We start from the raw sequence: 23,362 nt of genomic DNA, 5'->3' as shown, positions 1-23,362 counted from the left end.
TACCGGTTCTGCGAAAGACGCGGCCCGTCCGTCCGCGCCCGGCCGCGGGCCGGCTGGCCTCCGAAAGGCCGATCTGCTACAGCGCCGCCCAACCCTCCAACCTTTCGAGCGACCATGATCCCGCGCTATTCCCGTCCGCAGATGGCCTCCATCTGGGAGCCCCAGACCCGTTTTCGCATCTGGTTCGAGATCGAGGCCCACGCCGCCGACGCGCAGGCGAAGCTCGGCGTCATTCCCGCCGAGGCCGCGGCGAAGGTGTGGGAGAAGGGCCAGGGCGCGGTGTTCGACGTGGCGCGCATCGACAAGATCGAGCGCACGACCAAGCACGACGTCATCGCCTTTCTCACCCACCTCGCCGAGATCGTCGGGCCGGAGGCGCGCTTCGTCCACCAGGGCATGACCTCGTCGGACGTGCTCGACACCTGCCTCAATGTCCAGCTCACCCGCGCCGCCGACATCCTGATCGCCGATGTCGATGCGGTGCTGGCGGCGCTGGAGAAGCGCGCCTTCGAGCACAGGCTCACCCCCACCATCGGCCGCTCGCACGGCATCCACGCCGAGCCCACCACCTTCGGCGTCAAGCTCGCCGGCCATGCCGCCGCCTTCCAACGCGCCCGCGCCCGGCTGGTGGCGGCGCGCACGGAGGTCGCCACCTGCGCCATCTCCGGCGCGGTCGGCACGTTCGCCCAGATCGACCCGAGCGTTGAAGCCCACGTCGCCGAGAGGATGGGCCTGAGCCCCGAGCCGGTGTCGACCCAAGTGATCCCGCGCGACCGCCACGCGATGTTCTTCGCCACGCTCGGCGTCGTCGCCTCGCAGGTCGAGAACCTCGCCATCGAGGTGCGGCATCTGCAGCGCACCGAGGTGCTGGAAGCCGAGGAGTTCTTCTCCGAAGGGCAGAAGGGCTCCTCTGCCATGCCGCACAAGCGCAACCCGGTGCTGACCGAGAACCTCACCGGCCTCGCCCGCATGGTGCGGGCCTATGTGACGCCGGCACTGGAAAACGTGGCGCTGTGGCACGAGCGCGACATCTCGCACTCGTCGGTCGAGCGGATGATCGGCCCGGACGCCACGGTGACGCTCGATTTCGCGCTGGCGCGGCTGGCTGGCGTCATCGACAAGCTCGTGGTCTATCCCGCCAACATGCAGAAGAATTTGGACAGGCTCGGCGGCCTCGTCCACTCCCAGCGCATCCTGCTCAAGCTGACCCAGAAGGGCGCGAGCCGCGAGGACGCCTACCGGCTGGTGCAGCGCAACGCCATGCCGGTGTGGCGCGGCGAAGGCGACTTCCAGACGCTGCTCTTGGCCGATGCCGAGGTTCGCGCATTCCTGTCGGAGGCGGAGATCGCCGAGCTGTTCGACCTCGGCTTCCACCTGAAGCACGTCGACACGATCTTCCGGCGGGTGTTCGGGCGGGCGTGATACGGTTTCCGGCTGATCAAGCCTTCGAGCCGTATTCCGATCGCCCGAACATCCCGTTATCGAGACTCTCTTGAAAACCTGGGGTTTTCGGCGAGACCGTTTCCGGTATCCCGAAGGGATCAACCGGAAACCGCATGAAAGCGAAGGCAGAGCCGGCGTCGTCTCGGACAAGCGCCGAAGGCGCGTCCTGGGACCGTCTTCCATTTCACGTCGTCCCGGACGGCGCGCAGCGCCGAGCCGGGACCGTGCGCAGGAAGAGGACTCTTCCGGAGAACGATCCCGGCTCTCGGCTCACGCCTCGGCCGGGATGACGACATCGTCAGCGGGTACGCCCGACGGAATTGCGGCGCCCTACCGGAGCGGCGTTCAGCCGCCGACCTTCAGCTCGTGCATGGCCTGCGCCAGCAGCTCTTCCATGGTGCGGCGGATCTGGTGGTCCGACTGCTGCACACCGGCATCGTCGAAATCCTTGCGCACCTTGCGGAACACGTCCTCGTCGCCGGCCTCCTCGAAGTCGCTCATCACAACCTCGCGGGCATAGACGTCGGCATCCTCGCCGGTCTTGCCGAGCTTTTCGGCAGCCCACAGCCCGAGCAGACGATTCCGGCGCGCCGTCGCCTTGAAACGCAGTTCCTCGTTCTGGGCGAACTGCTTTTCGAACAGATCCTCGCGCTTGTCGAAAATGGTCATTGTGGCGCTCTCGTCCCTGGGCAGGATTGTCTTAAGCTATTGCCTAGCGGCACGCTGGAACATCCCGCATCCGTTTCGTGTCTTGAAGGATTGCACTCCCCGGGCCACGGCCAAAGCGGCGAAACACTGCCCGCGAAATGCTGCGATGTCCGGCATCATCCAAACTCTGGCGCGCAGAACGCCCACGCACCTCACCCTGTGTGAATATAGGGACCCCCCCACCAAATCAACAGCCGGCGGCGCCTCCGGCAGGGGCGAAAGCCCCCCGGATGGCCCGCGTTGTGTCCGCTGCCTCAATCGGCTAGTGTCCCGCCGGTCGCGGGCCCTGCTCCGCGACACGACTCGCGACGCGTGATGCTCACGCGCGGCCGGACCAGATCCACCGGAGACCCGGCAGACAATGGATTTTCTTAAGCCCAGGTACACCCCTATGAGCCGTCGTCGGCGCATTTATGAAGGCAAGGCCAAGGTTCTCTACGAGGGCCCCGAGCCCGGCACCCTGATTCAACACTTCAAGGACGATGCCACGGCCTTCAACGCCAAGAAACATCAGGTGATCGACGGAAAGGGGGTGCTGAACAACCGAATTTCCGAGTTCATTTTCCAGAAGCTGAACGACATCGGCGTGCCGACGCACTTCATCCGCCGGATGAACATGCGCGAGCAGCTCATCCGCGAAGTCGAGATCATTCCGCTTGAAGTCGTTGTCCGCAACGTGGCGGCCGGTTCGCTGTCGACCCGTCTCGGCATCGAGGAAGGCACCCAGCTTCCCCGCTCGATTATCGAGTTCTACTACAAGAACGACCAACTGAACGATCCGCTGGTGTCGGAAGAGCATGTGACGGCGTTCGGCTGGGCGACCCCGCAGGAGATCGACGACATCATCGCCCTCGCCATCCGGGTCAACGACTTCCTGTCCGGCCTGTTCCTCGGCGTCGGCATCCGTCTGGTCGACTTCAAGATGGAATGCGGCCGGCTGTGGGAAAACGACATGATGCGGATCGTCGTCGCCGACGAGATCTCGCCCGACTGCTGCCGCCTGTGGGACATGAAGAGCGGCGACAAGATGGACAAGGACCGCTTCCGCAAGGACATGGGCGGCCTGATCGAGGCCTATACCGAGGTGGCCCGCCGGCTCGGCATTCTCGGCGAGAATGAGCGGCCCCAGGGCTCCGGCCCGATTCTCGTCAAGGGCTGACGCGACGCCGGCCAGCCGGCATGACGGCTATGCTGCGGGGGCCGAGCGCCCCCGCGATCGTTTGTTCTCGCGATCGTTTGTCCCCGCGATCGTTTCAGGACCGCACCGGCCGCGGTGCGAAAGGGAGTCCGCCGATGAAGGCCCGCGTGTATGTCACGCTCAAGACCGGAATTCTCGATCCGCAAGGCAAGGCGATCGAGGGCGCGCTGAAGTCGCTCGGCATCGAGGGCGTCGCCAGCGTCCGCCAGGGCAAGGTGTTCGACATCGAGATCGCGCCCACCGCCGACCGCGCCGACACCGAGAAGCTGCTGGCCGCCGCCGCCGACAAGCTGCTCGCCAATACGGTGATCGAGAACTACCGCGTCGAGATCCTCTAGAGCATTCTCCGCAAAAGTGGGAACCGGTTTTGCGAAAGAGAATGCGACAACTCAAAGACTTAGAGCGTCAGATCTGATGCAGCCAGATCGGCGAGCGCGCTGGTTCGGCCGAGGCCCGGTCGTCGCTGTCGCGAGGGCGGCTTGATCGGCCCGGCAGGCTGCCTCGATCTCCGCCAGCTTGGAGACTGTTCATGAACGCCGCCGTCATCGTCTTCCCCGGCTCGAACCGCGAGCGCGACGTCGCCTTCGCGCTGGAGCTGGTGTCCGGCAAGAAGCCGGCGCTGGTGTGGCACGCCGAGACCGCGCTGCCCCCCGGCACCGACCTCGTGGTGCTGCCCGGCGGCTTCTCCTATGGCGACTATCTGCGCTGCGGCGCCATCGCCGCCCGCGCCGCGATCATGGACGCGGTGCGCGCCCACGCCGCCCGCGGCGGGCTGGTGCTGGGCATCTGCAACGGCTTCCAGATCCTGTGCGAGGCAGGCCTGCTGCCGGGCGTGCTGATGCGCAACAAGGACCGCCGTTTCGCCTGCAAGATCGCCCACCTCAAGGTCGAACGCGCCGATACCGCCTTCACCCGCCTCTATGCGCCGGGGCAAGTGATCTCCATTCCCTGCGCCCATGGCGAAGGCAACTACGTCGCCGACGCCGAGACCCTGGCCGGGATCGAGGGCGAGGGCCGGGTGGCGTTCCGCTACTGCTCGGCATCGGGCGAGGTCGGCCCGGCCTTCAACCACAACGGCTCGACCAACTCGATCGCCGGGGTGTTCTCGAAGACTTTCAACGTCCTGGGCATGATGCCACACCCCGAGAACCACGTGGACGCCCGCCTCGGCTCGACCGACGGCCGCGGTCTGTTCGCGGGCCTCGTCGACACGCTGGCCAGCGCGGCGTGAGCGAAACCGCCAGCGTGCGCCACGCGGTCGTGGCCGGGCCTCGTCCCGGCCATCGATATCCCTGATTTAAAATGTGCTTGAGACTCGGATGGCCGCCGCCGTGACCGCCGGGGCGGTTTCGGCTAGTCTTGCGCCATGAACGCCCCTGTCAGCCATGCCCCCGTCACCGCCGCCGCCACCGGACTGCCGCGCCGAGCCTTCAGCATTGCCGAGGTCGAGCGCATGGTGGAGGTCGGCCTCCTCCATGAGGACGAACGGCTGGAGCTGATCGGCGGAGAGCTGGTGATGATGTCGCCCAAGGGCATTCGGCACGAGGTCGTCAAAGAAGCGCTGGTACGCCATTGGACGCGGCTGCTCCCCGACAACACGCTCGGACTGATCTCCGAAACCACCTTCCGCCTGTCGCACGACACCTATCTCGAACCCGATATCGTCGTTTTCGACCGCGCACGCGGGCTGAAGACGCTCAACGGCGATACTGCGCTGCTGGCGGTAGAGATCGCCGATTCCAGTCTCGGCTACGACCTCGGCCGCAAGCCGGCGATCTACGCCGCCTTCGGCGTGCGCGAGCTGTGGGTGATCGACGCCATCCACCTCGTCACCCACATCCACCGCGACCCGGCGCCGCTCGGCTATCGCGACATCGTCGCCCATGCCGCCGACGAGACCCTGACGCCACTCCTGGCCCCTGCTTTGCCCCTGACGCTCACGGCGCTCGATCTCGCCGAATAGCCCCACCCCATCGCCGGGGTGCGCAATCCGCAAAACCGGGTTAGAAGCCCCTCGACCTCCCGCACGGACCCTGGTCGGTCCCGATCGCGCCATTTCAATCGCATGACACACGCCACCACGCCGCCCGAGCCCGCCATCACCCCCGCACTCATCGCCGAGCACGGGCTGAAGCCCGACGAATATCAGCGCATTCTCGACCTGATCGGCCGCGAGCCGACCTTCACCGAGCTCGGCATCTTCTCGGCGATGTGGAACGAGCACTGCTCGTATAAGTCCTCGCGCATCCATCTGCGCACTCTGCCCACCGAGGCGCCCTGGGTGATCCAGGGCCCGGGCGAGAACGCCGGCGTCATCGACATCGGCGATGGCGACGCGGTGGTGTTCAAGATGGAGAGCCACAACCACCCCTCCTATATCGAGCCCTATCAGGGCGCGACCACCGGGGTCGGCGGCATCCTGCGCGACGTGTTCACCATGGGCGCGCGGCCGATCGCGGCGCTCAACTTCCTGCGCTACGGCCACCCCGACCACCCCAAGACCCGGCCCGTGCTCGCCGGCTCGGTCGCCGGCATCGGCGGCTATGGCAATTCGTTCGGCGTGCCGACCATTGCCGGCGGCGTCGGCTTCCACACCCGCTATGACGGCAACTGCCTGATCAACGCCATGGCGGTGGGACTCGCCAAGACCGACGGCATCTTCTACGCCGCCGCGGCCGGCGTCGGCCTGCCCATCGTCTATCTCGGCTCCAAGACCGGGCGCGACGGCATGGGCGGCGCCACCATGGCCTCCGCCGAGTTCGGCGAGGGCTCGGAGGAGAAGCGCCCGACCGTGCAGGTCGGCGACCCGTTTGCCGAGAAGCTGCTGCTCGAAGCCTGCCTGGAGATCATGGCCAAGGATTGCGTCGTCGCCATCCAGGACATGGGCGCGGCCGGCCTCACCTGCTCGGCGGTCGAGATGGGCGCCAAGGGCAATCTCGGCGTCGAGCTCGACCTCGACAAGGTGCCCTGCCGCGAGACCGGCATGACCGCCTACGAGATGATGCTCTCCGAAAGCCAGGAGCGCATGCTCATGGTGCTCAAGCCCGAGAAGGAAGAAGAGGCCGAGGCGATCTTCCGCAAATGGGGGCTCGATTTCGCCGTGGTCGGCCACACCACCGACACGCTGCGCTTCGTGGTCAAGCGTCACGGCAAGGTGATGGCCGATCTGCCGATCAAGGAACTCGGCGACGAAGCGCCGGTCTATGACCGGCCGTGGATCAAGCCGGCGCCGTGGCCGGTGCTGGAGGCCTCGGCCATCCCGGCACCAATGTCGAATGCCGACGCGCTGCTCAAGCTGCTGGCCACCCCCGATCTGTGCTCCAAGCGCTGGGTGTGGGAGCAGTACGACTACATGATCCTCGGCAACACCGTGCAGCGCCCCGGCGGCGATGCCGGCGTGGTGCGCATCGCGCCCGACCAGACGAAAGCGTTGGCGATGACCACCGATGTCACCCCGCGCTATTGCGAGGCCGACCCGTTCGAGGGCGGCAAGCAGGCGGTGGCGGAAGCGTGGCGCAACCTCACCGCAACCGGGGCCAAGCCGCTGGCGGTCACCGACAACCTCAATTTCGGCAATCCCGAGCGGCCCGAGATCATGGGCCAGTTCGTGTTCTGCCTGAAGGGCATCGCCGAGGCCTGCCGCGCGCTCGATTTCCCGATCGTGTCGGGCAATGTCAGCCTCTACAACGAGACCAACGGCCGCGGCATCCTGCCCACGCCAACCATCGGCGGCGTCGGCGTGATCGACGATTACGCCAGGACCGCCACCATCGCCTTCAGCGCCGAAGGCGAAGCGATCTTCCTGGTCGGCGAGACCGCGGGCTGGCTCGGCCAGTCGGCCTACCTGCGCGACATCGTCGGCCGCGAGGCCGGGGCGCCGCCGCCGGTCGACCTCGCCGCCGAACGCCGCAACGGCGATTTCGTGCGGGCGCTGATCACCGAGGGCATGGCGAGCGCGGTGCACGACCTGTCGGACGGCGGCTTGGCCATCGCGCTGGCCGAGATGGCGATGGCCTCGGGCATCGGCGCCGCCATCGACACCCTGCCGGACGGCCCTGCCCATGCCGCGCTGTTCGGCGAGGATCAGGCCCGTTACCTCGTCACGGTTACCGCTGCCGACGCTGCGGCGTTCGCCAGCCGGGCAGCGGCGGCCGGCGTGCCGGCGCTGCGACTCGGCACCACGGGCGGCGATCGATTGACCCTGCCGGGCGAGCGCCCAATATTGATTGGCGATCTGAAGACGGCTCACGAATCCTGGCTGCCGGCCTACATGGCGGGGCCGGCGTGATGCGGAATCCGGTCGCCGGCCGGAGTTCCGCATTCCGGTCGCCGAAAATCCTGCCTCGAAGAGGATTTTCGGCGAGTGAGCCTTGGATTTGTGAAGGAGACCCGCCGCATGGCGATGAAGGCTGACGAAATCGAACGGCTGATCAAGGCGTCGCTGCCCGACGCGGTGGTGATGATCAAGGATCTGGCCGGTGACGGCGACCATTATTCGGCGCTGGTGATTTCGGAGGCGTTCCGCGGCAAATCCCGGGTTCAGCAGCACCAGCTCGTCTATGCCGCGCTCAAGGGCAGCCTGGGCGGCGAGCTGCACGCGCTGGCGCTGCACACCGCGACGCCGGACACCGCGCCGGTGCACTGACCGCCGGCCCCAAGCGCCCGGCCCCAAGCGCCCGGCCCCAAGCACCCAACCCGAGCGCCCGCCCCTTGCCTTCGGCAGCGGGCCTCCCACCTTTCCGTTCCGAGAGAGACGCGCGCGAGGCGCAGAAAGGGATTGCCGCCATGAGCATCCACGACACCATCGACGCCGAGGTGAAGGGCAATGACGTTGTCCTGTTCATGAAGGGCTCGCCCGACATGCCGATGTGCGGCTTCTCCGGGCAGGTGGTCCAGGTTCTCGACTATCTCGGCGTGCCCTACAAGGGCATCAACGTGCTGGAATCCGACGAGGTCCGCCAGGGCATCAAGGACTATTCCAACTGGCCGACCATCCCGCAGCTCTACATCAAGGGCGAGTTCATCGGCGGCTGCGATATCGTCCGCGAGATGTTCCAGGCCGGCGAGCTGCAGGCGCTGCTGAAGGACAAGGGCGTCGCCATGCGCGAGCCAGCCTGAGGAGAAACTGCATCCAGCTGTAGGGCGGAATAGCGTAGCGTATTCCGCCGTTCCTGCATCCCGGCTGAAGTGGCGGAATACGCTACGCTATTCCGCCCTACCGAGACTGGGAACGATCCCGGCTCTCGCTTCGCTCGGCCGGGATGACGAGAAAAGTCGGCTGTCGTCCCGGGCGAATGGCGAAGCCATGAGACCCGGGACCGTTTTCCGAAATGTGTGTTTCCTGAAAACGATCCCGGCTCGGCGCTTTGCGCCGTCCGGGATGACAGCACCGCGACGACGGCACCGCGACGACGGCACCGCGACGACAGCACCACGTCGCACCGCCCATCCCCAGACACGCGGAAGGCCGCTCGATGGAGCGGCCTTCCTGGTCCCCAACGGTCCCTGATTCGGGACCGGCCCACGAACTTTCGGCGCGATCTTAAGATCAGCGCGAATAGAATTCCACCACCAGATTGGGCTCCATCACCACGGCGTAGGGAACCTCGTTGAGTTCCGGCACGCGGTTGAGCTTGGCGGTCATCTTGTGGTGGTCGACCTCGACGTAGTCCGGCACGTCGCGCTCGGCGAGCTGGGTCGCTTCCAGCACGATGGCGAGCTGCTTGGAGGCGTCCTTGACCTCGATATGGTCGCCGACCTTCACGCGGAAGCTCGGAATGGTGACGCGGCGGCCATTGACCTTGACGTGGCCGTGATTGACGAACTGGCGGGCGGCCCACACCGTCGGCACGAACTTGGCGCGGTAGACCACGGCATCGAGGCGGCGCTCCAGCAGGCCGATCAGATTGGCGCCGGTGTCGCCCTTCATGCGGGCGGCTTCCTGATAGATGCCGCGGAACTGCTTCTCGGAGATCGAGCCGTAATAGCCCTTCAGCTTCTGCTTGGCCTTGAGCTGGGCGCCGAAGTCCGAGACCTTGCCCTTGCGGCGCTGGCCGTGCTGGCCGGGGCCGTATTCGCGCCGGTTGACCGGGCTCTTGGGGCGGCCCCAGATGTTCTCGCCCATCCGGCGGTCGATTTTATACTTGGCGTCGTGACGCTTGCTCATCTGTCGCAGGTCCTAAGGTTCGATTGCAGGACCGCGCCCTCCTCTGCCGCAGCATCTTCCGACGCTGCCGGCCGACAGGCCAAGGGTGTCAGCTTCCCTTTAAGCCGCGGGTCGCGGAATATCCGGAACCGCGGAAGGGGTCCGGAAGCGGCGCTTTTAGGGGCCGGCCGCGGCCCTGTCAAACGCTTGTCTCATGTTCAGGCCTCTTCCAGCCGGAACCGGCGCAGCGCCCCGGCGAGGCCCGGCTCGCGCATCCGCCCGCCGGTGAACGCCACCCGCCCCGGCGGCGCCACCACGCCCGCCGTCGCCGGGCCGATGAGCTGCACCACCCGCCGGGCGATCGCCGGCGCCGGATCGACCCAGCGCACCGGCCAGGGCGCGAGATCGCGGAACGCCTCGACCAGCAGCGGATAATGGGTGCAGGCCAGCACCACCGTATCGGTGCGCGCCCCCTCCGGCCCATCGACGAAGCAGGGCGCGATCTCGGCGGCGATCGCCTCGTCGTCAATCGGATGGCCGCGCAGGAACGCCTCGGCGAAACCGGCGAGCAGCGCCGAGCCGACCAGCGTCACCTGGCAGGACCCGGCGAACCGGCGGATCAGGTCGCGGGTATAGTCGCGCCGCACCGTGCCGGGCGTCGCCAGCACGCTGACCCGCCCGCTCTTGGAGCCCTCGCAGGCCGGCTTGATCGCCGGCACGGTGCCGACGAATCGCACCGCCGGGTGGGCCGCGCGCAGATGCGGCAGCACCAATGTCGAGGCGGTGTTGCAGGCCACCACCACCACGTCAGGCCCATGAAGCCGAATCGCCTGGCCCAGCACCTGCGCGACGCGGGCGATCAGCGCCGATTCCGCCATCGGACCGTAGGGAAAGCCGGCATCGTCGGCGACATAGACGATGCGCGCATCGGGCCGCGCCTTCGTCACCTCGGCCAGCACGGTGAGGCCGCCGAGGCCCGAATCGAACACCAGAATCAGCGGGTCGCGCAGCGAAATGGCGACCGGCGGCAGCGGCGCGATGGTGGGGGCAAGGGGCGACGGCGCACGCCCGAGACTGCGCACCTCGCCGGACGACAGTTCGATCGGCATGGATCCACCCTCTGGGCGCCGATTGTGGCGGCGGGGTGGTTAAGGATTTGATGAGGATTCGATCGGCGCCAACAGCTCGACCAGCCTATCGGCTACGCCCTCCGCCGAAGCCCCAGCCACCGGCAGCACCACCACGCGATAGCCGCGCTCGGTGAGCCACGCCCGGCGGCGGGCGGCGCCGGCCGGCTCTTCCGAGCCGTCGTCGAGCTCCAGCACGGTCTTTTCCGGGAACGACACGAAGTCGACGATGTGCGGGCCGATCGGCACCCGCCGCTTGTAGCCTCTGCCGGCGAGCCGGCGATCGGTGACGAGGCTCGCCCACACCACCCGCTCGGCCTCGGTCGGGTTGCGGCGCACGAGCCGGGCGAGCCCGCGCACCGGCGCGGTGACGCCCACCGTCGCCTCGGCGGCGACGAGGCTTCGGAGCGACACCGTCTCCCCGGCATTGAGCACGCCGCCCGCGGCCGGCCCCTTGCGGCCGGACACCAGCGCGTCGATCACCCCGGCCAGCGTCTGCACGTCCTGCCGGGTCGGCGACAGGCGCAGGAAGATGTTGCGCAGGTTCACGCTCATCACCGGCCGCTTCTCCGGCGGGCGGTAGAACTCGACGCGCTCCAGCTCATATTCCAGCCGGTCGAAGAAGGCGTGAAGCTGCTCCCGCGGCGCGGGCTCCGACAATTGCGGCATGTCGAACGGCAGCGCGGAACCGGTCGCGAGCTTGGAGACCTCATAGGCCATCAGCAGCACGGCCTGGGCGAGGTTGAGCGAGGCGAACGCCGGGTTGACCGGATAGGTGACGATGGCATCGGCCAGACCGACCTCGTCGCTCTCCAGGCCGTTGCGCTCGCGGCCGAACACCACGCCGGCCTTGGCGCCGCCCGCGATCTTCTCGGTGATGGCTTTCGCCGCCGCCTCCGGCCCCAGAACGGGCTTGGCCTGGGTGTGGCAGCGCGCGGTCGCCGCCACCACGAAGCCGAGATCGGCGATGGCGGCGCGCAGATCGGGATAGAGCCGCGCGCTCTCCAGGATCGGGTCGGCGCCCGAGGCCGCCGCCTTGGCGCGCGGATTGGGCCAGCCGTCGCGCGGGTTCACGAGCCGCAGGTCGGCCAGGCCGAAATTGGCCATCGCCCGCGCCGTGGTGCCGATGTTCTCGCCCATCTGGGGCTCGACCAGCACGATGGCGGGGGCGGGAATGGCGAGCCAGGGGCGGGATTGGTCGGTGCCGGACATTGGGCCTTCGTGTTGGGCTGTCGCGGGATGCGGCGCCGTCATGCACCACGCGGCCCGCCGCGTCGAGACCGCCGGCACATCCTCGCCCTCGGGCGGCGACCTGACAAAGCGCAATCTCCCGTTAAAATTGCGAAGCTATGCTTGACATGCGCCGCGACGCGGTCGGGGGTCGAAATGCCGACGAACATTCCGTCATCAGCAAAATTCATATTCGGCTTTGCCGCGGCACTCTATATCATTTTGTATATATCATACAATATAGAAGGAACATTTATGCTAGGAATAATGAAGTATCACCCTCCAGAATCTGATTACAAGTTTGTCGTAGACAGCCTTATTTCGGCAATGTCTGCATTTGCAATTATCGCAATCAGCGATTTGATTTCATCAAAATATTCAACAATCGCCACTTTCCAAAACATTTCAAAGCCATATCAAAGTAAATTTTTACGAAATATTATGATATTTGGGAGTTTTATATCTTTGCTGTTTGCGCTGCTTCAGTTTAGTTTATCCATTTCCTGCGATCTAATGAAATACAAGTCGACCTGCGGCATCAGGTGGCAATCCCAAGGCTCGTTCCAGACGTTTCAGCCACCTTGAGCGTTATCCGATCCGACCGTATCGGACGCTCTAAGCCCCTGGTTTATCGCATTTTCTTTCGCAAAATCGGAATCCACTTTTGCGGAAAATGCTCTGGCAGTGTTCCTGCCTCGCCGGAACCGGGCGAGGCAGCGGCCGCTGCGACGTCAAATGACGCATCCGGCGAGGTTCACGGCCCCTTCACCACCGGCTTGCCGGCGCCGGCCCAATCCAACATGGCGCCGGGATAGTGAACGATATTGGTGGCGCCGGCCTCCAGCGCCGCGGACAGCGTCGCCGCCGTGCGCCGGCCGGAGCGGCACATCAGTACGATCGGCTTGTCGTGCGGCTGCGCCAGGGACTTGGGGTCGAGCTTCGACATCGGCAGATTGCGGGCGCCGGCAACATGGCCCGCGGCGAACTCGTCCGGCTCGCGGATGTCGATCAGATCGATGGCGTTGGCGGCCAGCGCCTGTTCCAGTTGCGCCCGGTCGATCGACGGCAGGTTCTTCGGCATGGTGGCAATCTCCAGCGCCGCCGGGCCGACGATGATCGCCCCGGCGGCGAGCACCGTCAGCACACCCCCCAGAATCCACCGCCGCAATTTACTCTGAGCCATTCTCGTTCTCCCTCGAACCAACCCGCCGCGGTCGCCGCTATACCCCATCCGCCGCCTGTCGGCCACGCGCAGCGGGCCGCCGCCTGTCGCATGTCTTTCGCATCCGGGTCCCGCGACGATAGAGCGCGAAACGTCGGATGCGGACCGGGCAGATATCGCGCCGGCCGCAAGACTCCCGGGCGCAAGACTCCCGGGCGCAAGACTCCTGGCCGGGAGTTTCGAAAACACCTGTTGCGGAATGATTCATCCGGCTATGGGATGAAGCGGCAGGGTTCCGTTGCTGTCGGGCAACCGCTTCCGACATGCAGGACGACGGACCCGACCGACAATCCGACAATCGAAGTTTGCCTGACAAGCGAAGTTTGCGTGGCGATGCCCTCCCCGCTGGAAACCGGATTTTATCGTGAAGCGCTGGTGTTTCTCGGCACAGCGGGCGTGGTGATTCCACTGATGGCCCGCATGCGGGTCTCCCCTGTGCTGGGCTTCCTCGTTGCCGGCCTGGTGCTCGGGCCCCACAGCCTGGGGCGGCTCGCCGAAAGCGTGCCCTGGCTGGGCTACATCGCCATCACCTCGCACGAGACCGTCGACCAGCTCGCCGAGCTCGGCGTGGTGTTCCTGCTGTTCACCATCGGCCTCGAACTGTCGTTCGACCGATTGTGGACCATGCGGCGCATGGTGTTCGGCTTCGGCATGCTGCAGGTGGCGCTGACCACGGCGGCGATCGGCGTCACCGCCTGGGCGTTCGGCAACCCGTTCGATGCCTCGCTGGTGATCGGCGCCTGCCTCGCCCTTTCGTCCACCGCCATCGTGCTGCAACTCCTGGCCGAGCAGCGCAGGCTGGCCTCGGTCGCCGGCCGCGTCATCTTCGCGGTGCTGCTGGCCCAGGATCTGGCGGTGGTGCCGATCCTGTTCCTGGTCGTGGTGTTCAGCAAGACGGCGCCGGACGGCGCGGTGACCGCCATCGCCGGCCAGTCGGTGCTGCTGGGGCTGGGGCTGGCGCTGCTGCAGGGGGCGGCGGCGGTCACCATCATCATCGGCTTCGGCCGCGCCATCCTGCGGCCGTTCTTCCGGCTGGTCGCGCGCACCCACAATCGCGAGCTGTTCATGGCCGCGATTCTGTTCGTGGTGGTCGGCACCTCGCTCATCACCCATTTCGCCGGCCTGTCGATGGCGCTGGGCGCCTTCCTCGCCGGCCTGCTGCTGTCGGAGACCGAGTTCCGCCGCGAGGTCGAGGTCGATATCGAGCCGTTCAAGGGCATGCTGCTCGGCCTGTTCTTCATCTCGGTCGGCATGCGGATCGATCCGCTCGGCGTGGCGCATGACCCATTGCTGCTCGCCCTGTCGGTGCTCGGCATGGCCAGCCTCAAAGTGGTGGTGATCGCCGCCTTGGCGCGCCTGTTCGGGCTCTCCTGGCCGGTGGCGGTGGAGGCGAGCCTGCTGCTCGCCGGCGGCGGCGAGTTCGCCTTCCTGGTGCTGGGGATGGCCGGCAGCGGCGGCCTGCTGCCCGCCAATATCGAGCAGTTCATGCTGCTGGTGGCCTCCGGCACCATGATGCTGACGCCCTTCCTCGCCCGGCTCGGCCGGCAGGCCGGCCGGCAGGCCCGCCGCGCCGCCGCCATGGCCGACGGCCACGGCGAGCCGGAGCCGGCCGCGGTCGGCCGCACCATCGTCGTCGGCTACGGCCGCGTCGGCCGGCTGGTCAGCGAGCTTCTCGAAGGCGAAGGCCGCGCCTTCATTGCCACCGACCGCAACGCCGACATCGTCGCCAGCGGCCGCAAGGCCGGCCAGCCGGTGGTCTATGGCGATGCCACGCGGCGCGAGTTCCTGCGCAAATGCGGGCTCACCGACGCCCCGGCGGTGGTGATCACCATGGACGATCCGGTCGCCGCCGAGCACGTGGTCGCCGCGGTGAGGGCCGAGCGCGCCGACGTGCCGGTGGTGGCGCGGGCGCGCGACGCCGCCCATGCGGTGCGGCTGTTCCGGCTCGGCGCCACCGATGTGGTGCCCGAGGCGCTGGAGGCCAGCCTCGACCTCGCCAGCGCCGCCCTGCAGACGCTCGGCGGCTCGCGCGACGAGGTGCACGCCGCCATCCGCGCCAAGCGCGAACTGCTCAAGGCGCCGCTGCGCGCCGGCCGCCCGGCGGAGTGATGCGGTTTCCGGTTGATTGGTTCGGCTTCTTCCTTCCCTCTCCCCTTGCGGGAGAGGGTGGCGAGATCGAGCGAAGCGAGGTCGAGCCGGGTGAGGGGTGCATACGGGCGAACGCTGGAAGATTCACCCCTCACCCGCCTCGCGATCTTCGATCGCTCGGCACCCTCTCCCACAAGGGGAGAGGGAAAGAACGCGGCTCCCGGCCAGCGGTTGTCCGACCTGATCAGCCAGAAACCGTATGACGCCGCACCGGCGCCGTCAGCCGGCGGCCAGCGCCTCGCCGATCGCCTTCAGCGCGGCGTCCGATTTCGCCCCATCGGGACCGCCGGCCTGGGCCATGTCCGGCCGCCCGCCGCCGCCCTTGCCGCCCAAGGCTTCCGCACCCTTCTTCACCAGATCGACGGCGTTGAACTGGCCGGTCAGGTCGGCCGTGACGCCGACCACGAGGCCGGCCTTGCCGTCCTCCGCCACGCCGACAATCGCCACGACGCCCGAGCCGATCTGCTTCTTGCCCTCGTCGGCGAGGCTTTTGAGGTCGCGCAGCTCGATGCCATGCACGGTCTTCGCCAGCAGCTTGGTCGAGCCGACGGTCTGGATGCCGTCCGCGCCCCCGCCCCCGCCGCCCATCGCGAGCCGCTTCTTCGCCTCGGCGAGATCGCGCTCAAGCCGGCGGCGCTCGTCCATCAGGCCGGAGATGCGCGGCACCAGCTCGTCAAGCGGCGCCCGCAGCTCGGCCGCCGCCGCCTTGGCGGTGCCCGCCAGGATATTGGTGTGCTTGCGCGCCGACCGCCCGGTCATCGCCTCGATGCGCCGCACCCCGGCCGCCACCGCACTGTCGCCGAGCAGCGTGACGAGGCCGATGTCGCCGGTGCGCGCCACATGGGTGCCGCCGCACAGCTCCACCGAATAGGGCGCGGCATTGCTGCCCGGCGCGATCCCCATCGACACCACCCGCACCTCGTCGCCGTACTTCTCGCCGAACAGCGCCCGCGCGCCGGATTCGATGGCTTCGTCCACCGCCATCAGCCGCGTCACCACCGGCGCGTTCTGCAGGATGATGTCGTTGGCGATGTCCTCGACCTTCTCCAACTCCTCCGCCGAGATCGGCTTGGGATGGGAGATGTCGAAGCGCAGCCGGTCGGGCGACACCAGCGAGCCCTTCTGGGCGACATGGTCGCCAAGCACCTGACGTAGCGCCTCATGCAGCAGATGGGTGGCCGAATGGTTGGCGCGGATGGCGCCGCGGCGGTCGTGATCGACCGCGAGTTCCACCGGCAGGTCCGCCTTCAGCCGGCCGTGCTCGACGGTGACCGCATGCACGAACAGGTCGCCGAGCTTCTTCTGGGTGTCGGTGACGCGGGCGCGCGCCTCGGCGGCGCTCATCACGCCGGTGTCGCCGACCTGCCCGCCCGACTCGCCATAGAATGGCGTCTGGTTCAGCACCACGAAGCCGCTCTCGCCGGCCTCCAGCGCCGCGACCTCCTGGCCGTCCTTGACCAGCGCCTTGACCACGCCCTCGGCGGTCTCGGTCTCGTAGCCCAGGAACTCGGTGGCGCCCACCTTTTCGCGCACCGCGAACCACACCGTCTCGGTCGCGGCCTCCCCCGAGCCGGCCCACGCGGCGCGCGCGGTCTCGCGCTGGCGCTCCATCGCCGCCTGGAAGCCCTCGGTATCGACGCCGATGCCGCGCGCCTTCAGCGCATCCTGGGTCAGATCGAGCGGGAAGCCATAGGTGTCGTAGAGCGTGAAGGCGACATCGCCCTTGAGCGTCTCGCCCGGTCCGAGGCGCGCAGTCTCCTCGTCGAGGATGGCGAGGCCGCGCACCAGCGTCTTGCGGAAGCGGGTTTCCTCCAGCTTCAGCGTCTCGGTGATCAGCGCCTCGGCGCGCTGAAGCTCGGGATAGGCCTGCCCCATCTCGCGCACCAGCACCGGCACCAGCCGCCACATCAGCGGATCCCTGGCGCCGAGAAGCTGGGCGTGGCGCATGGCACGGCGCATGATGCGGCGCAGCACGTAGCCGCGGCCCTCATTGGAGGGCAGCACGCCGTCGGCGACCAGGAAGGCCGAGGCGCGCAGATGGTCGGCGATGACGCGGTGGCTCGCCTTGTGGGCGCCGTCCGGCTCGACGCCGGTCGCCTCGGCACTGGCGCGAATCAGGGCGCGGAACAGGTCGATGTCGTAATTGTCGTGGGTGCCCTGCAGCACCGCCGAGATCCGCTCCAGCCCCATGCCGGTGTCGATCGAGGGCTTCGGCAGCGCGATGCGCTCGCCCGGAAGCTGCTCGTACTGCATGAAGACGAGGTTCCAGATCTCGATGAACCGGTCGCCGTCCTGATCGGCCGAGCCGGGCGGGCCGCCCGGAATATGGTCGCCATGGTCGTAGAAGATCTCCGAGCACGGGCCGCACGGGCCGGTGTCGCCCATCGCCCAGAAATTGTCGGAGGTCGGGATGCGGATGATGCGGCTGTCGGGCAGGCCGGCGATCTTCTTCCACAGGCCGAACGCCTCGTCGTCCTCGGAATAGACAGTGACCAGCAGGCGCTTCTCGGGAACCTCGTAGACCTTGGTGATCAGGTTCCACGCCAGCTCGATCGCCCGGTCCTTGAAATAGTCGCCGAAGGAGAAATTGCCCAGCATCTCGAAGAAGGTGTGATGCCGCGCGGTGTAGCCGACATTGTCGAGGTCGTTGTGCTTGCCGCCGGCCCGCACGCACTTCTGGGCGGTCACCGCGCGCTGGTAGGGCCGCTTCTCGACGCCGGTGAAGACGTTCTTGAACTGCACCATCCCGGCATTGGTGAACATCAAGGTCGGGTCGTTGCGCGGCACCAGCGGCGAGGACGGCACCACGGCGTGGCCGTTCTTTGCGAAGAACTCAAGAAAGGTGGACCTGATCTCGTTGACGCCGCTCATCTGGCAACTCATCTCCGGCGCGGCGCGCCCCAGGCGGCCGTTGGCTTCTCTGCACATCTAGCGGCGCCCCCCGCCCCTGTCCAGAAACGCCAAGCCCGACCGTTACCGCGGACCCGCGCCGATCTCCCGCGCAGCACCGCCCCGCAGGCCGGCCCCGGAGCCGCGCCGAAGAAAAAGACCAGGATCTGCAAGGCCCTGCAGCCGCTGGACAACGGCAGGACCGGACAACGCCGACCGCGCGCACTGCCCAGCCCTACGGTCTTCACCCCTCGGCGGCGTCCTCGCCGTCCTCGCCGCTTTCGGGCGAACCGAGGATCTGCTCGGCGATCAAGCCGGCATTCTGGCGGATGGCGGCCTCGATGCGCCCGGCAATGTCCGGATGCGTCTTGAGGAAGCCCTTGACGTTCTCGCGGCCCTGGCCGATGCGCTGGCTGTCATAGGAGAACCAGGAGCCCGACTTCTCGACCACGCCGGCCTTGACGCCGAGGTCGATCAGCTCGCCGGCCTTGGAGATGCCCTCGCCATACATGATGTCGAACTCGACCTGCTTGAACGGCGGGGCGAGCTTGTTCTTGACCACCTTGACCCGCGTCTGGTTGCCCACCACCTCGTCGCGCTCCTTGATCGAGCCGATGCGGCGGATGTCGAGGCGGATCGAGGCGTAGAACTTCAGCGCGTTGCCGCCGGTGGTGGTCTCGGGCGAGCCGTACATCACGCCGATCTTCATGCGGATCTGGTTGATGAAGATCACCATGCAGTTCGACCGCGAGATCGAGGCGGTGAGCTTGCGCAGCGCCTGGCTCATCAGCCGCGCCTGCATGCCCGGCTGGCTGTCGCCCATCTCGCCTTCCAGCTCCGCGCGCGGCACCAGGGCGGCCACCGAATCGACCACCAGCACGTCGATGGCGCCCGAGCGCACCAGCGTGTCGGCGATCTCCAGCGCCTGCTCGCCGGCATCGGGCTGGGAGATCAGCAGATCGTCGAGATTGACCCCGAGCTTCCGGGCATAGATCGGATCGAGCGCGTGCTCGGCATCGATGAAGGCGCACACCCCGCCCTTCTTCTGGGCTTCGGCGATGGTGTGCAGCGCCAGCGTGGTCTTGCCCGACGATTCGGGGCCGAAAATCTCAACGACGCGGCCGCGCGGCAGGCCGCCGATGCCGAGCGCAATGTCGAGCCCGAGCGAACCGGTGGAGACGGTCTCGACCTCCAGCGCGGCGGTGCCCTTGCCGAGGCGCATGATCGAGCCCTTGCCGAAGGCCCGCTCGATCTGGGTGAGCGCGGCGTCCAGCGCCTTGGTTTTGTCCATCGACGAGCCTTCGACCAGTTTGAGAGAGACCTGAGTCACCGTGCGTCCCCTTATGGCATGCGCCCGCGCGCCGTCCAAACCGCCAGATCAATCCGTGAGCCACCCCGCCATTCCGACAGGGCAATAACCCAACTGTACATGATTTGTTCGCGCGAACAAGAGGGGAACGGAACAAAAGTCCGGTCTGTTGCACAGACGTTCCATCAATGGACTCTCCGGAGCGTTTTCCGCTAACCCATGAACTGGATTTGCCCTGGACGACTCGGAATCCCGGCCCCCACGTGCGGCGGTTGCCGTCGGATTGCCGTCCCGGCGCCGGCAACACACGCCAACGCCCAGGCAACGTCCCGGCCACGACGACGGCCGCTGAGAGTCTTGGGAAGCCGGCGTCGGCGCCGCAGGCCCACGCGCGAAACGGCACGCCAGGAGGGCGTCTGGCCGGGGCGCAGGGCTCCGCCGCCATGGCGAGGGAGGAGGAGACCGGCCAGAAGGCCGGCCTTAACGCCGATCGCGGATTTTCTCGAAATCCCTGATTCCGAGAAAATCCGCGAGGCTCAAAGGCCCCACGCGCTGGCGGCTGGGGCCGTTTTCATCACTTGTAGTAGCCGACGGCGCAGGTCTGGTCGCCGACCTTGGTGACGAACGACACCTTCTGCACCGGATCGGTGGTGCCCGGCCGCGGCCACATATAGTCGACTTCGCTGATCTTGCCCTCGGCCGCGACGGCGTAGATCTGCTCGCCCAGCGCCTTGCCGGTCTTGTCCTTGAGGTCCTTCAGGCTCTTGCCGGTGAGCGTCGGATGCGCGGTGAAGTTGCCGTCCGGACCGCCACAGAACGGATAGAGGTCGCGGTCCTTGAACCCGCCCTCGCCCTTGGCGAACTCGGCGAGCGCCTTGGCCTTGTCGGCCTTCAGCGCGGTGACCGCCTTCTCCAGCATGGCCTTGGCCTCGGCAGCGGTGCCGAAGTCGGCCGCATAGGCCGGCACGGAAAGCGCGAGCGCAAAGGCGGCGGCCAGAGCGAGACGTCCTGATTTCATCGCGTGACTCCCTATTGGTTCGTTTTTGATCGCAGTTCTTCGCCTGCGGGGGCGAACCGATCCTAAACGAAACTATCGGGAAGGCATCTGCGTCTTTGGTCGCGTGCCGGCCGCCGCAGGCACGGCTCATGTGAACCGCGGCTCATGGGCCTCGCCTGACCCGTTCGGCGCATGGGCCCGCCTCATGGGCCCCACTCCTGGACCCGAACCGGCCGCCCTCACGCCGCCATCGTCTCCTTCACCGCCTCGACCAGCTGCTTCAGCGTGAAGGGCTTGGGCAGGAAGGCGAACTGCTCGCCCTCGGGCAGGTTCTTGCGGAAGGCGTCCTCGGCATAGCCGGAGACGAAGATCACCTTGAGGTCGGGCCGGCGGCTGCGCAGCTCGCGCAGCAGGGTCGGCCCGTCCATCTCCGGCATCACCACGTCGGAGACCACGAGGTCGATCGAACCGTCATGGTCGGCGAACAGTTCCAGCGCCTCGATGCCGGAGGCCGCCTGCAGCACGGTGTAGCCGCGCGAGGTCAGCGCCCGCGAGCCGAACGCCCGCACCGAATCCTCGTCCTCGACCAAGAGGATGGTGCCGCGCCCGGTGAGGTCGGCGGCCTTGGCCTGGGCCGGCTCCTCCGCCGCCACCGGCGCCTCGGTGGCGATGTGGCGCGGCAGGAAGATGCGGAAGGTGGTGCCGACCCCGACCCTGGAGTCGCAGGAGACGTGGCCGCCGGTCTGCTTGACGATGCCGTAGACCGTCGACAGGCCGAGCCCGGTGCCCTTGCCCACCTCCTTGGTGGTGAAGAAGGGATCGAAAATCTTGTCGAGGATCTCCGGCGGCATGCCGGTGCCGGTGTCGGTCACCTCGACCAGCACGAAATCGGCCGAGGGAAGCTGAGGGTCGCCGAAGGTCTTGGTCTCGGCGGCCGGCACGTTGGCGGTACGCACGGTCAGCTTGCCGCCGGTCGGCATGGCGTCGCGGGCATTGACCGACAGATTGACGATCACCTGCTCGAACTGGTTGACGTCGATATAGACCGGCCAAAGGTCGCGCCCGTGCCGGATGTCGAGGCTCACCGTCTCGCCCAGCAGCCGCCGCAGCAGCATGGTGACCTCGCTCATCGCGTCGCCGAGCTGGATCACCTGCGGGCGCAGGGTCTGGCGGCGCGAGAAGGCGAGAAGCTGCCGCACCAGGCCCGCCGCCCGGTTGGCATTGTGCTTGATCTGCATGATGTCCTGGAAGGACGGATCGGTCGGCCGGTGGCTCTCCAGCAGAAAGTCGGCATGGCCGATGATGGCGGTCAGCACATTGTTGAAGTCGTGCGCCACGCCGCCGGCCAGCTGGCCGATCGCAGTCATCTTCTGCGACTGCGCCACCTGGGTTTCCAGCGCCCGCTGCTGGGTGGTCTCGATGGCGTAGACGATCGCGGCCTCCTGGTCGCGCTCGTCCTCCTCCACCGGCACCACATAGAAGCGCACCGCCCGCCCGCCCGGCATGCCGGCATCGACGGGGGCGATGTCGCCCTTGCCGTCGGCGGCGGCCTTGATCGCCGCCTCCAGCGCCGGCCGGTCGGCCTCGGCGATGCCGGTCAGCACCGAGCGCGTCTCGCCGCCGGGGCGCACCTCGACCGGGCCGCCGAACAGCCGCGCGAACAGCGCGTTCACCCGGGCGATGCGCCCCACCCGGTCGACGGTGGCGATCGCCATCGGCGTCGAGTTGAAGAAGCGGGCGAAGCGCACCTCGGCGGCGCGGGCGAGGTCGGCGCCGGCCCGGCCGCGCGAGCGGTCCAGCACCAGCGTGCGCGAGGCGCCCGCCGTGCCGTCCGGCGCCACCGCCACCTTGTGGTGGAGCCGCACCGGCAGCGGCTCGCCGCTGCGGCGCTTGAGGTCGATGTCGATCACCTCGGTCTTGACCTCGCCGGCACTGCCGGGCTGCGGCGCCAGCAGCGCCACGCCGGGGCCGGGCAGGATGTCGGAGACCTTCAGCCCGCCGGTCGCCACCTCGGCGAAGTCGTAGCCCAGCCATTCGGCCAGCGTGGCATTGATATAGACCAGGGTGCCATCGGGCTCGGCCGAGAAGAAGCCGGCCGGGCCGTGGTCGAGATAGTCGATCACCTGCTGGAGCTGGACGTAGGCGTCCTCCTGGCGCAGGCGTTCGCGCGTCACGTCGGCCACCGTCCAGGCGATGAGCTTGGCGAGCCGCCCCTGCGCTCCGGCCGGGCGCACCTTCAGCCGCAGCCAGCGCCCGGTTTCGCCCTTGCGGCCCGCCGCCCGCACCTCCTCCGAGGCCGCCCGGCCGGCGCGGGCCGCCTGGGCGAGGCGGTAGATCACCTCCGCCACCTCCGGCTCGGAGGTGTAGAGCCGCTCGACCGGCACCACGTCGTCGGCCGAGGTCGCCCCGGCCAACTCCAGATAGGCGGCATTGGCGTAGAGCACGCGGCCCGAGGGATCGACCACCACCGTGCCCTCGGCCGAGCCGTCGATCAGCGCCTTGGTCAGGTCGAACCGGCCCGACTTGCCGGCGAACTGCAGGATGCCGGCGGCCACCGCGAACAGCGCGAACACGCCCATCACCGCCAGCAGCGCCAGGAGCCCGACCACCCACGGCTCGGCATCGTCGCGGCCGATGAACAGGAAGGACACCACCGCCGCGACCATCGCCAGCGCGATCACCACGACGAGACCGATGGAGCCGGCGGCATCGCTCCTGTCGACGGCCTCCAGCATCTCGCCGTTTCTTTCGTCACCGATGGTCACGACCCGCCCCTTTCGACGGCACTCGCGCAGTCTCCGCACGTCCGGGAGCCGGTCTTGCGCAAGGAATCCGACAAAAAATACGATAAACGATTACGCTCATCCTGCCGACCCGCCGGGGCAGGCCGGCAACGGCCGAGGCTCCTGCCTTGAGCCCCAGTCCTGAACCCCTGCCCTGCGCCGC

At 67.7% G+C, this 23,362-nt stretch carries 19 protein-coding genes; 10 read left to right on the top strand and 9 right to left on the bottom strand.

Translation table 11 applies throughout. The annotated features are described in order from the left end of the window. Window positions 1-114 precede the first annotated feature (114 nt). The gene (gene purB, locus BLTE_RS02860; protein ID WP_126397439.1) at window positions 115-1,422 is read left to right on the top strand and encodes an adenylosuccinate lyase; all 1,308 of its coding nucleotides are present in this window, start codon (window positions 115-117) and stop codon (window positions 1,420-1,422) included. A 366-nt stretch (window positions 1,423-1,788) separates the two neighbouring features. Here the strand turns inward: purB and BLTE_RS02855 are convergent, their stop codons facing one another. Continuing rightward, window positions 1,789-2,112, bottom strand: coding sequence for a DUF1476 domain-containing protein (locus tag BLTE_RS02855; protein WP_126397437.1), 324 nt, complete (start codon window positions 2,110-2,112; stop codon window positions 1,789-1,791). Window positions 2,113-2,512: 400 nt separating this feature from the next. Here BLTE_RS02855 and purC point away from each other — a divergent pair, with 400 nt between their 5' ends. The 7 genes from purC (at window position 2,513) to grxD (ending at window position 8,467) form a co-directional block, all read left to right on the top strand. Further along, the gene (gene purC, locus BLTE_RS02850) at window positions 2,513-3,310 is read left to right on the top strand and encodes a phosphoribosylaminoimidazolesuccinocarboxamide synthase (RefSeq protein WP_126397435.1); all 798 of its coding nucleotides are present in this window, start codon (window positions 2,513-2,515) and stop codon (window positions 3,308-3,310) included. A 134-nt stretch (window positions 3,311-3,444) separates the two neighbouring features. Beyond that, on the top strand, window positions 3,445-3,687 hold the full coding sequence (gene purS, locus BLTE_RS02845) for a phosphoribosylformylglycinamidine synthase subunit PurS (RefSeq protein ID WP_126397433.1): 243 nt from the start codon (window positions 3,445-3,447) through the stop codon (window positions 3,685-3,687). Between the two features lie 191 nt (window positions 3,688-3,878). Then, entirely contained in the window at window positions 3,879-4,580 is a 702-nt protein-coding gene (purQ, locus tag BLTE_RS02840; protein WP_126397431.1) for a phosphoribosylformylglycinamidine synthase subunit PurQ, read from the top strand. A gap of 135 nt (window positions 4,581-4,715) precedes the next feature. Further along, on the top strand, window positions 4,716-5,312 hold the full coding sequence (locus BLTE_RS02835) for a Uma2 family endonuclease (protein ID WP_126397429.1): 597 nt from the start codon (window positions 4,716-4,718) through the stop codon (window positions 5,310-5,312). 102 nt (window positions 5,313-5,414) lie between these two features. Then, window positions 5,415-7,637: a phosphoribosylformylglycinamidine synthase subunit PurL gene (purL, locus tag BLTE_RS02830; protein WP_126397427.1), complete on the top strand. Its 2,223-nt coding sequence runs from the start codon at window positions 5,415-5,417 to the stop codon at window positions 7,635-7,637. 108 nt (window positions 7,638-7,745) lie between these two features. Next, window positions 7,746-7,994, top strand: coding sequence for a BolA family protein (locus tag BLTE_RS02825; RefSeq protein WP_126402015.1), 249 nt, complete (start codon window positions 7,746-7,748; stop codon window positions 7,992-7,994). Window positions 7,995-8,134: 140 nt separating this feature from the next. Further along, window positions 8,135-8,467 carry a Grx4 family monothiol glutaredoxin gene (gene grxD / locus BLTE_RS02820; RefSeq protein ID WP_126397425.1) on the top strand — a complete coding sequence of 111 codons (333 nt, stop codon included), beginning with the start codon at window positions 8,135-8,137 and terminating at the stop codon, window positions 8,465-8,467. A gap of 430 nt (window positions 8,468-8,897) precedes the next feature. Here grxD and rpsD read toward each other — a convergent pair whose 3' ends face one another. The 3 genes from rpsD to BLTE_RS02805 form a co-directional block, all read right to left on the bottom strand. Further along, the gene (gene rpsD / locus BLTE_RS02815) at window positions 8,898-9,515 is read right to left on the bottom strand and encodes a 30S ribosomal protein S4 (RefSeq protein ID WP_126397423.1); all 618 of its coding nucleotides are present in this window, start codon (window positions 9,513-9,515) and stop codon (window positions 8,898-8,900) included. 197 nt (window positions 9,516-9,712) lie between these two features. Next, entirely contained in the window at window positions 9,713-10,603 is an 891-nt protein-coding gene (gene murI / locus BLTE_RS02810; RefSeq protein WP_126397421.1) for a glutamate racemase, read from the bottom strand. A gap of 39 nt (window positions 10,604-10,642) precedes the next feature. Next, the gene (locus tag BLTE_RS02805) at window positions 10,643-11,833 is read right to left on the bottom strand and encodes a TrmJ/YjtD family RNA methyltransferase (RefSeq protein WP_126397419.1); all 1,191 of its coding nucleotides are present in this window, start codon (window positions 11,831-11,833) and stop codon (window positions 10,643-10,645) included. A 174-nt stretch (window positions 11,834-12,007) separates the two neighbouring features. On the opposite strand from BLTE_RS02805, the gene BLTE_RS02800 reads away from it, so the two are divergent. Further along, a complete protein-coding gene (locus tag BLTE_RS02800) occupies window positions 12,008-12,436 on the top strand; it encodes a hypothetical protein (RefSeq protein ID WP_126397417.1) in 429 nt (142 codons plus the stop codon). A 169-nt stretch (window positions 12,437-12,605) separates the two neighbouring features. Here BLTE_RS02800 and BLTE_RS02795 read toward each other — a convergent pair whose 3' ends face one another. Continuing rightward, complete coding sequence (locus BLTE_RS02795; protein WP_160140492.1) at window positions 12,606-13,034, bottom strand: rhodanese-like domain-containing protein; 429 nt, start codon at window positions 13,032-13,034, stop codon at window positions 12,606-12,608. 372 nt (window positions 13,035-13,406) lie between these two features. On the opposite strand from BLTE_RS02795, the gene BLTE_RS02790 reads away from it, so the two are divergent. Next, window positions 13,407-15,182, top strand: coding sequence for a cation:proton antiporter domain-containing protein (locus BLTE_RS02790; RefSeq protein ID WP_126402014.1), 1,776 nt, complete (start codon window positions 13,407-13,409; stop codon window positions 15,180-15,182). 258 nt (window positions 15,183-15,440) lie between these two features. Here BLTE_RS02790 and alaS read toward each other — a convergent pair whose 3' ends face one another. The 4 genes from alaS to cckA all read right to left on the bottom strand — a co-directional run bounded on the left by alaS (window position 15,441) and on the right by cckA (window position 23,151). Beyond that, window positions 15,441-18,092 (bottom strand): alanine--tRNA ligase, encoded by a 2,652-nt coding sequence (gene alaS / locus BLTE_RS02785; protein WP_126397413.1) that lies wholly within the window; start codon window positions 18,090-18,092, stop codon window positions 15,441-15,443. 262 nt (window positions 18,093-18,354) lie between these two features. Continuing rightward, window positions 18,355-19,401: a recombinase RecA gene (gene recA / locus BLTE_RS02780; RefSeq protein WP_126397411.1), complete on the bottom strand. Its 1,047-nt coding sequence runs from the start codon at window positions 19,399-19,401 to the stop codon at window positions 18,355-18,357. 592 nt (window positions 19,402-19,993) lie between these two features. Then, window positions 19,994-20,437, bottom strand: a complete 444-nt coding sequence (locus BLTE_RS02775) for a cache domain-containing protein (RefSeq protein ID WP_126397409.1) — start codon at window positions 20,435-20,437, stop codon at window positions 19,994-19,996. 218 nt (window positions 20,438-20,655) lie between these two features. Continuing rightward, a complete protein-coding gene (gene cckA, locus BLTE_RS02770) occupies window positions 20,656-23,151 on the bottom strand; it encodes a cell cycle histidine kinase CckA (protein WP_126402013.1) in 2,496 nt (831 codons plus the stop codon). Window positions 23,152-23,362: the final 211 nt, after the last annotated feature.

The sequence above is a fragment of the Blastochloris tepida genome (genome assembly GCF_003966715.1).
Taxonomy (GTDB): Bacteria; Pseudomonadota; Alphaproteobacteria; order Rhizobiales; family Xanthobacteraceae; genus Blastochloris; species Blastochloris tepida.
This window is presented reverse-complemented; position numbering and strand designations above follow the sequence as displayed.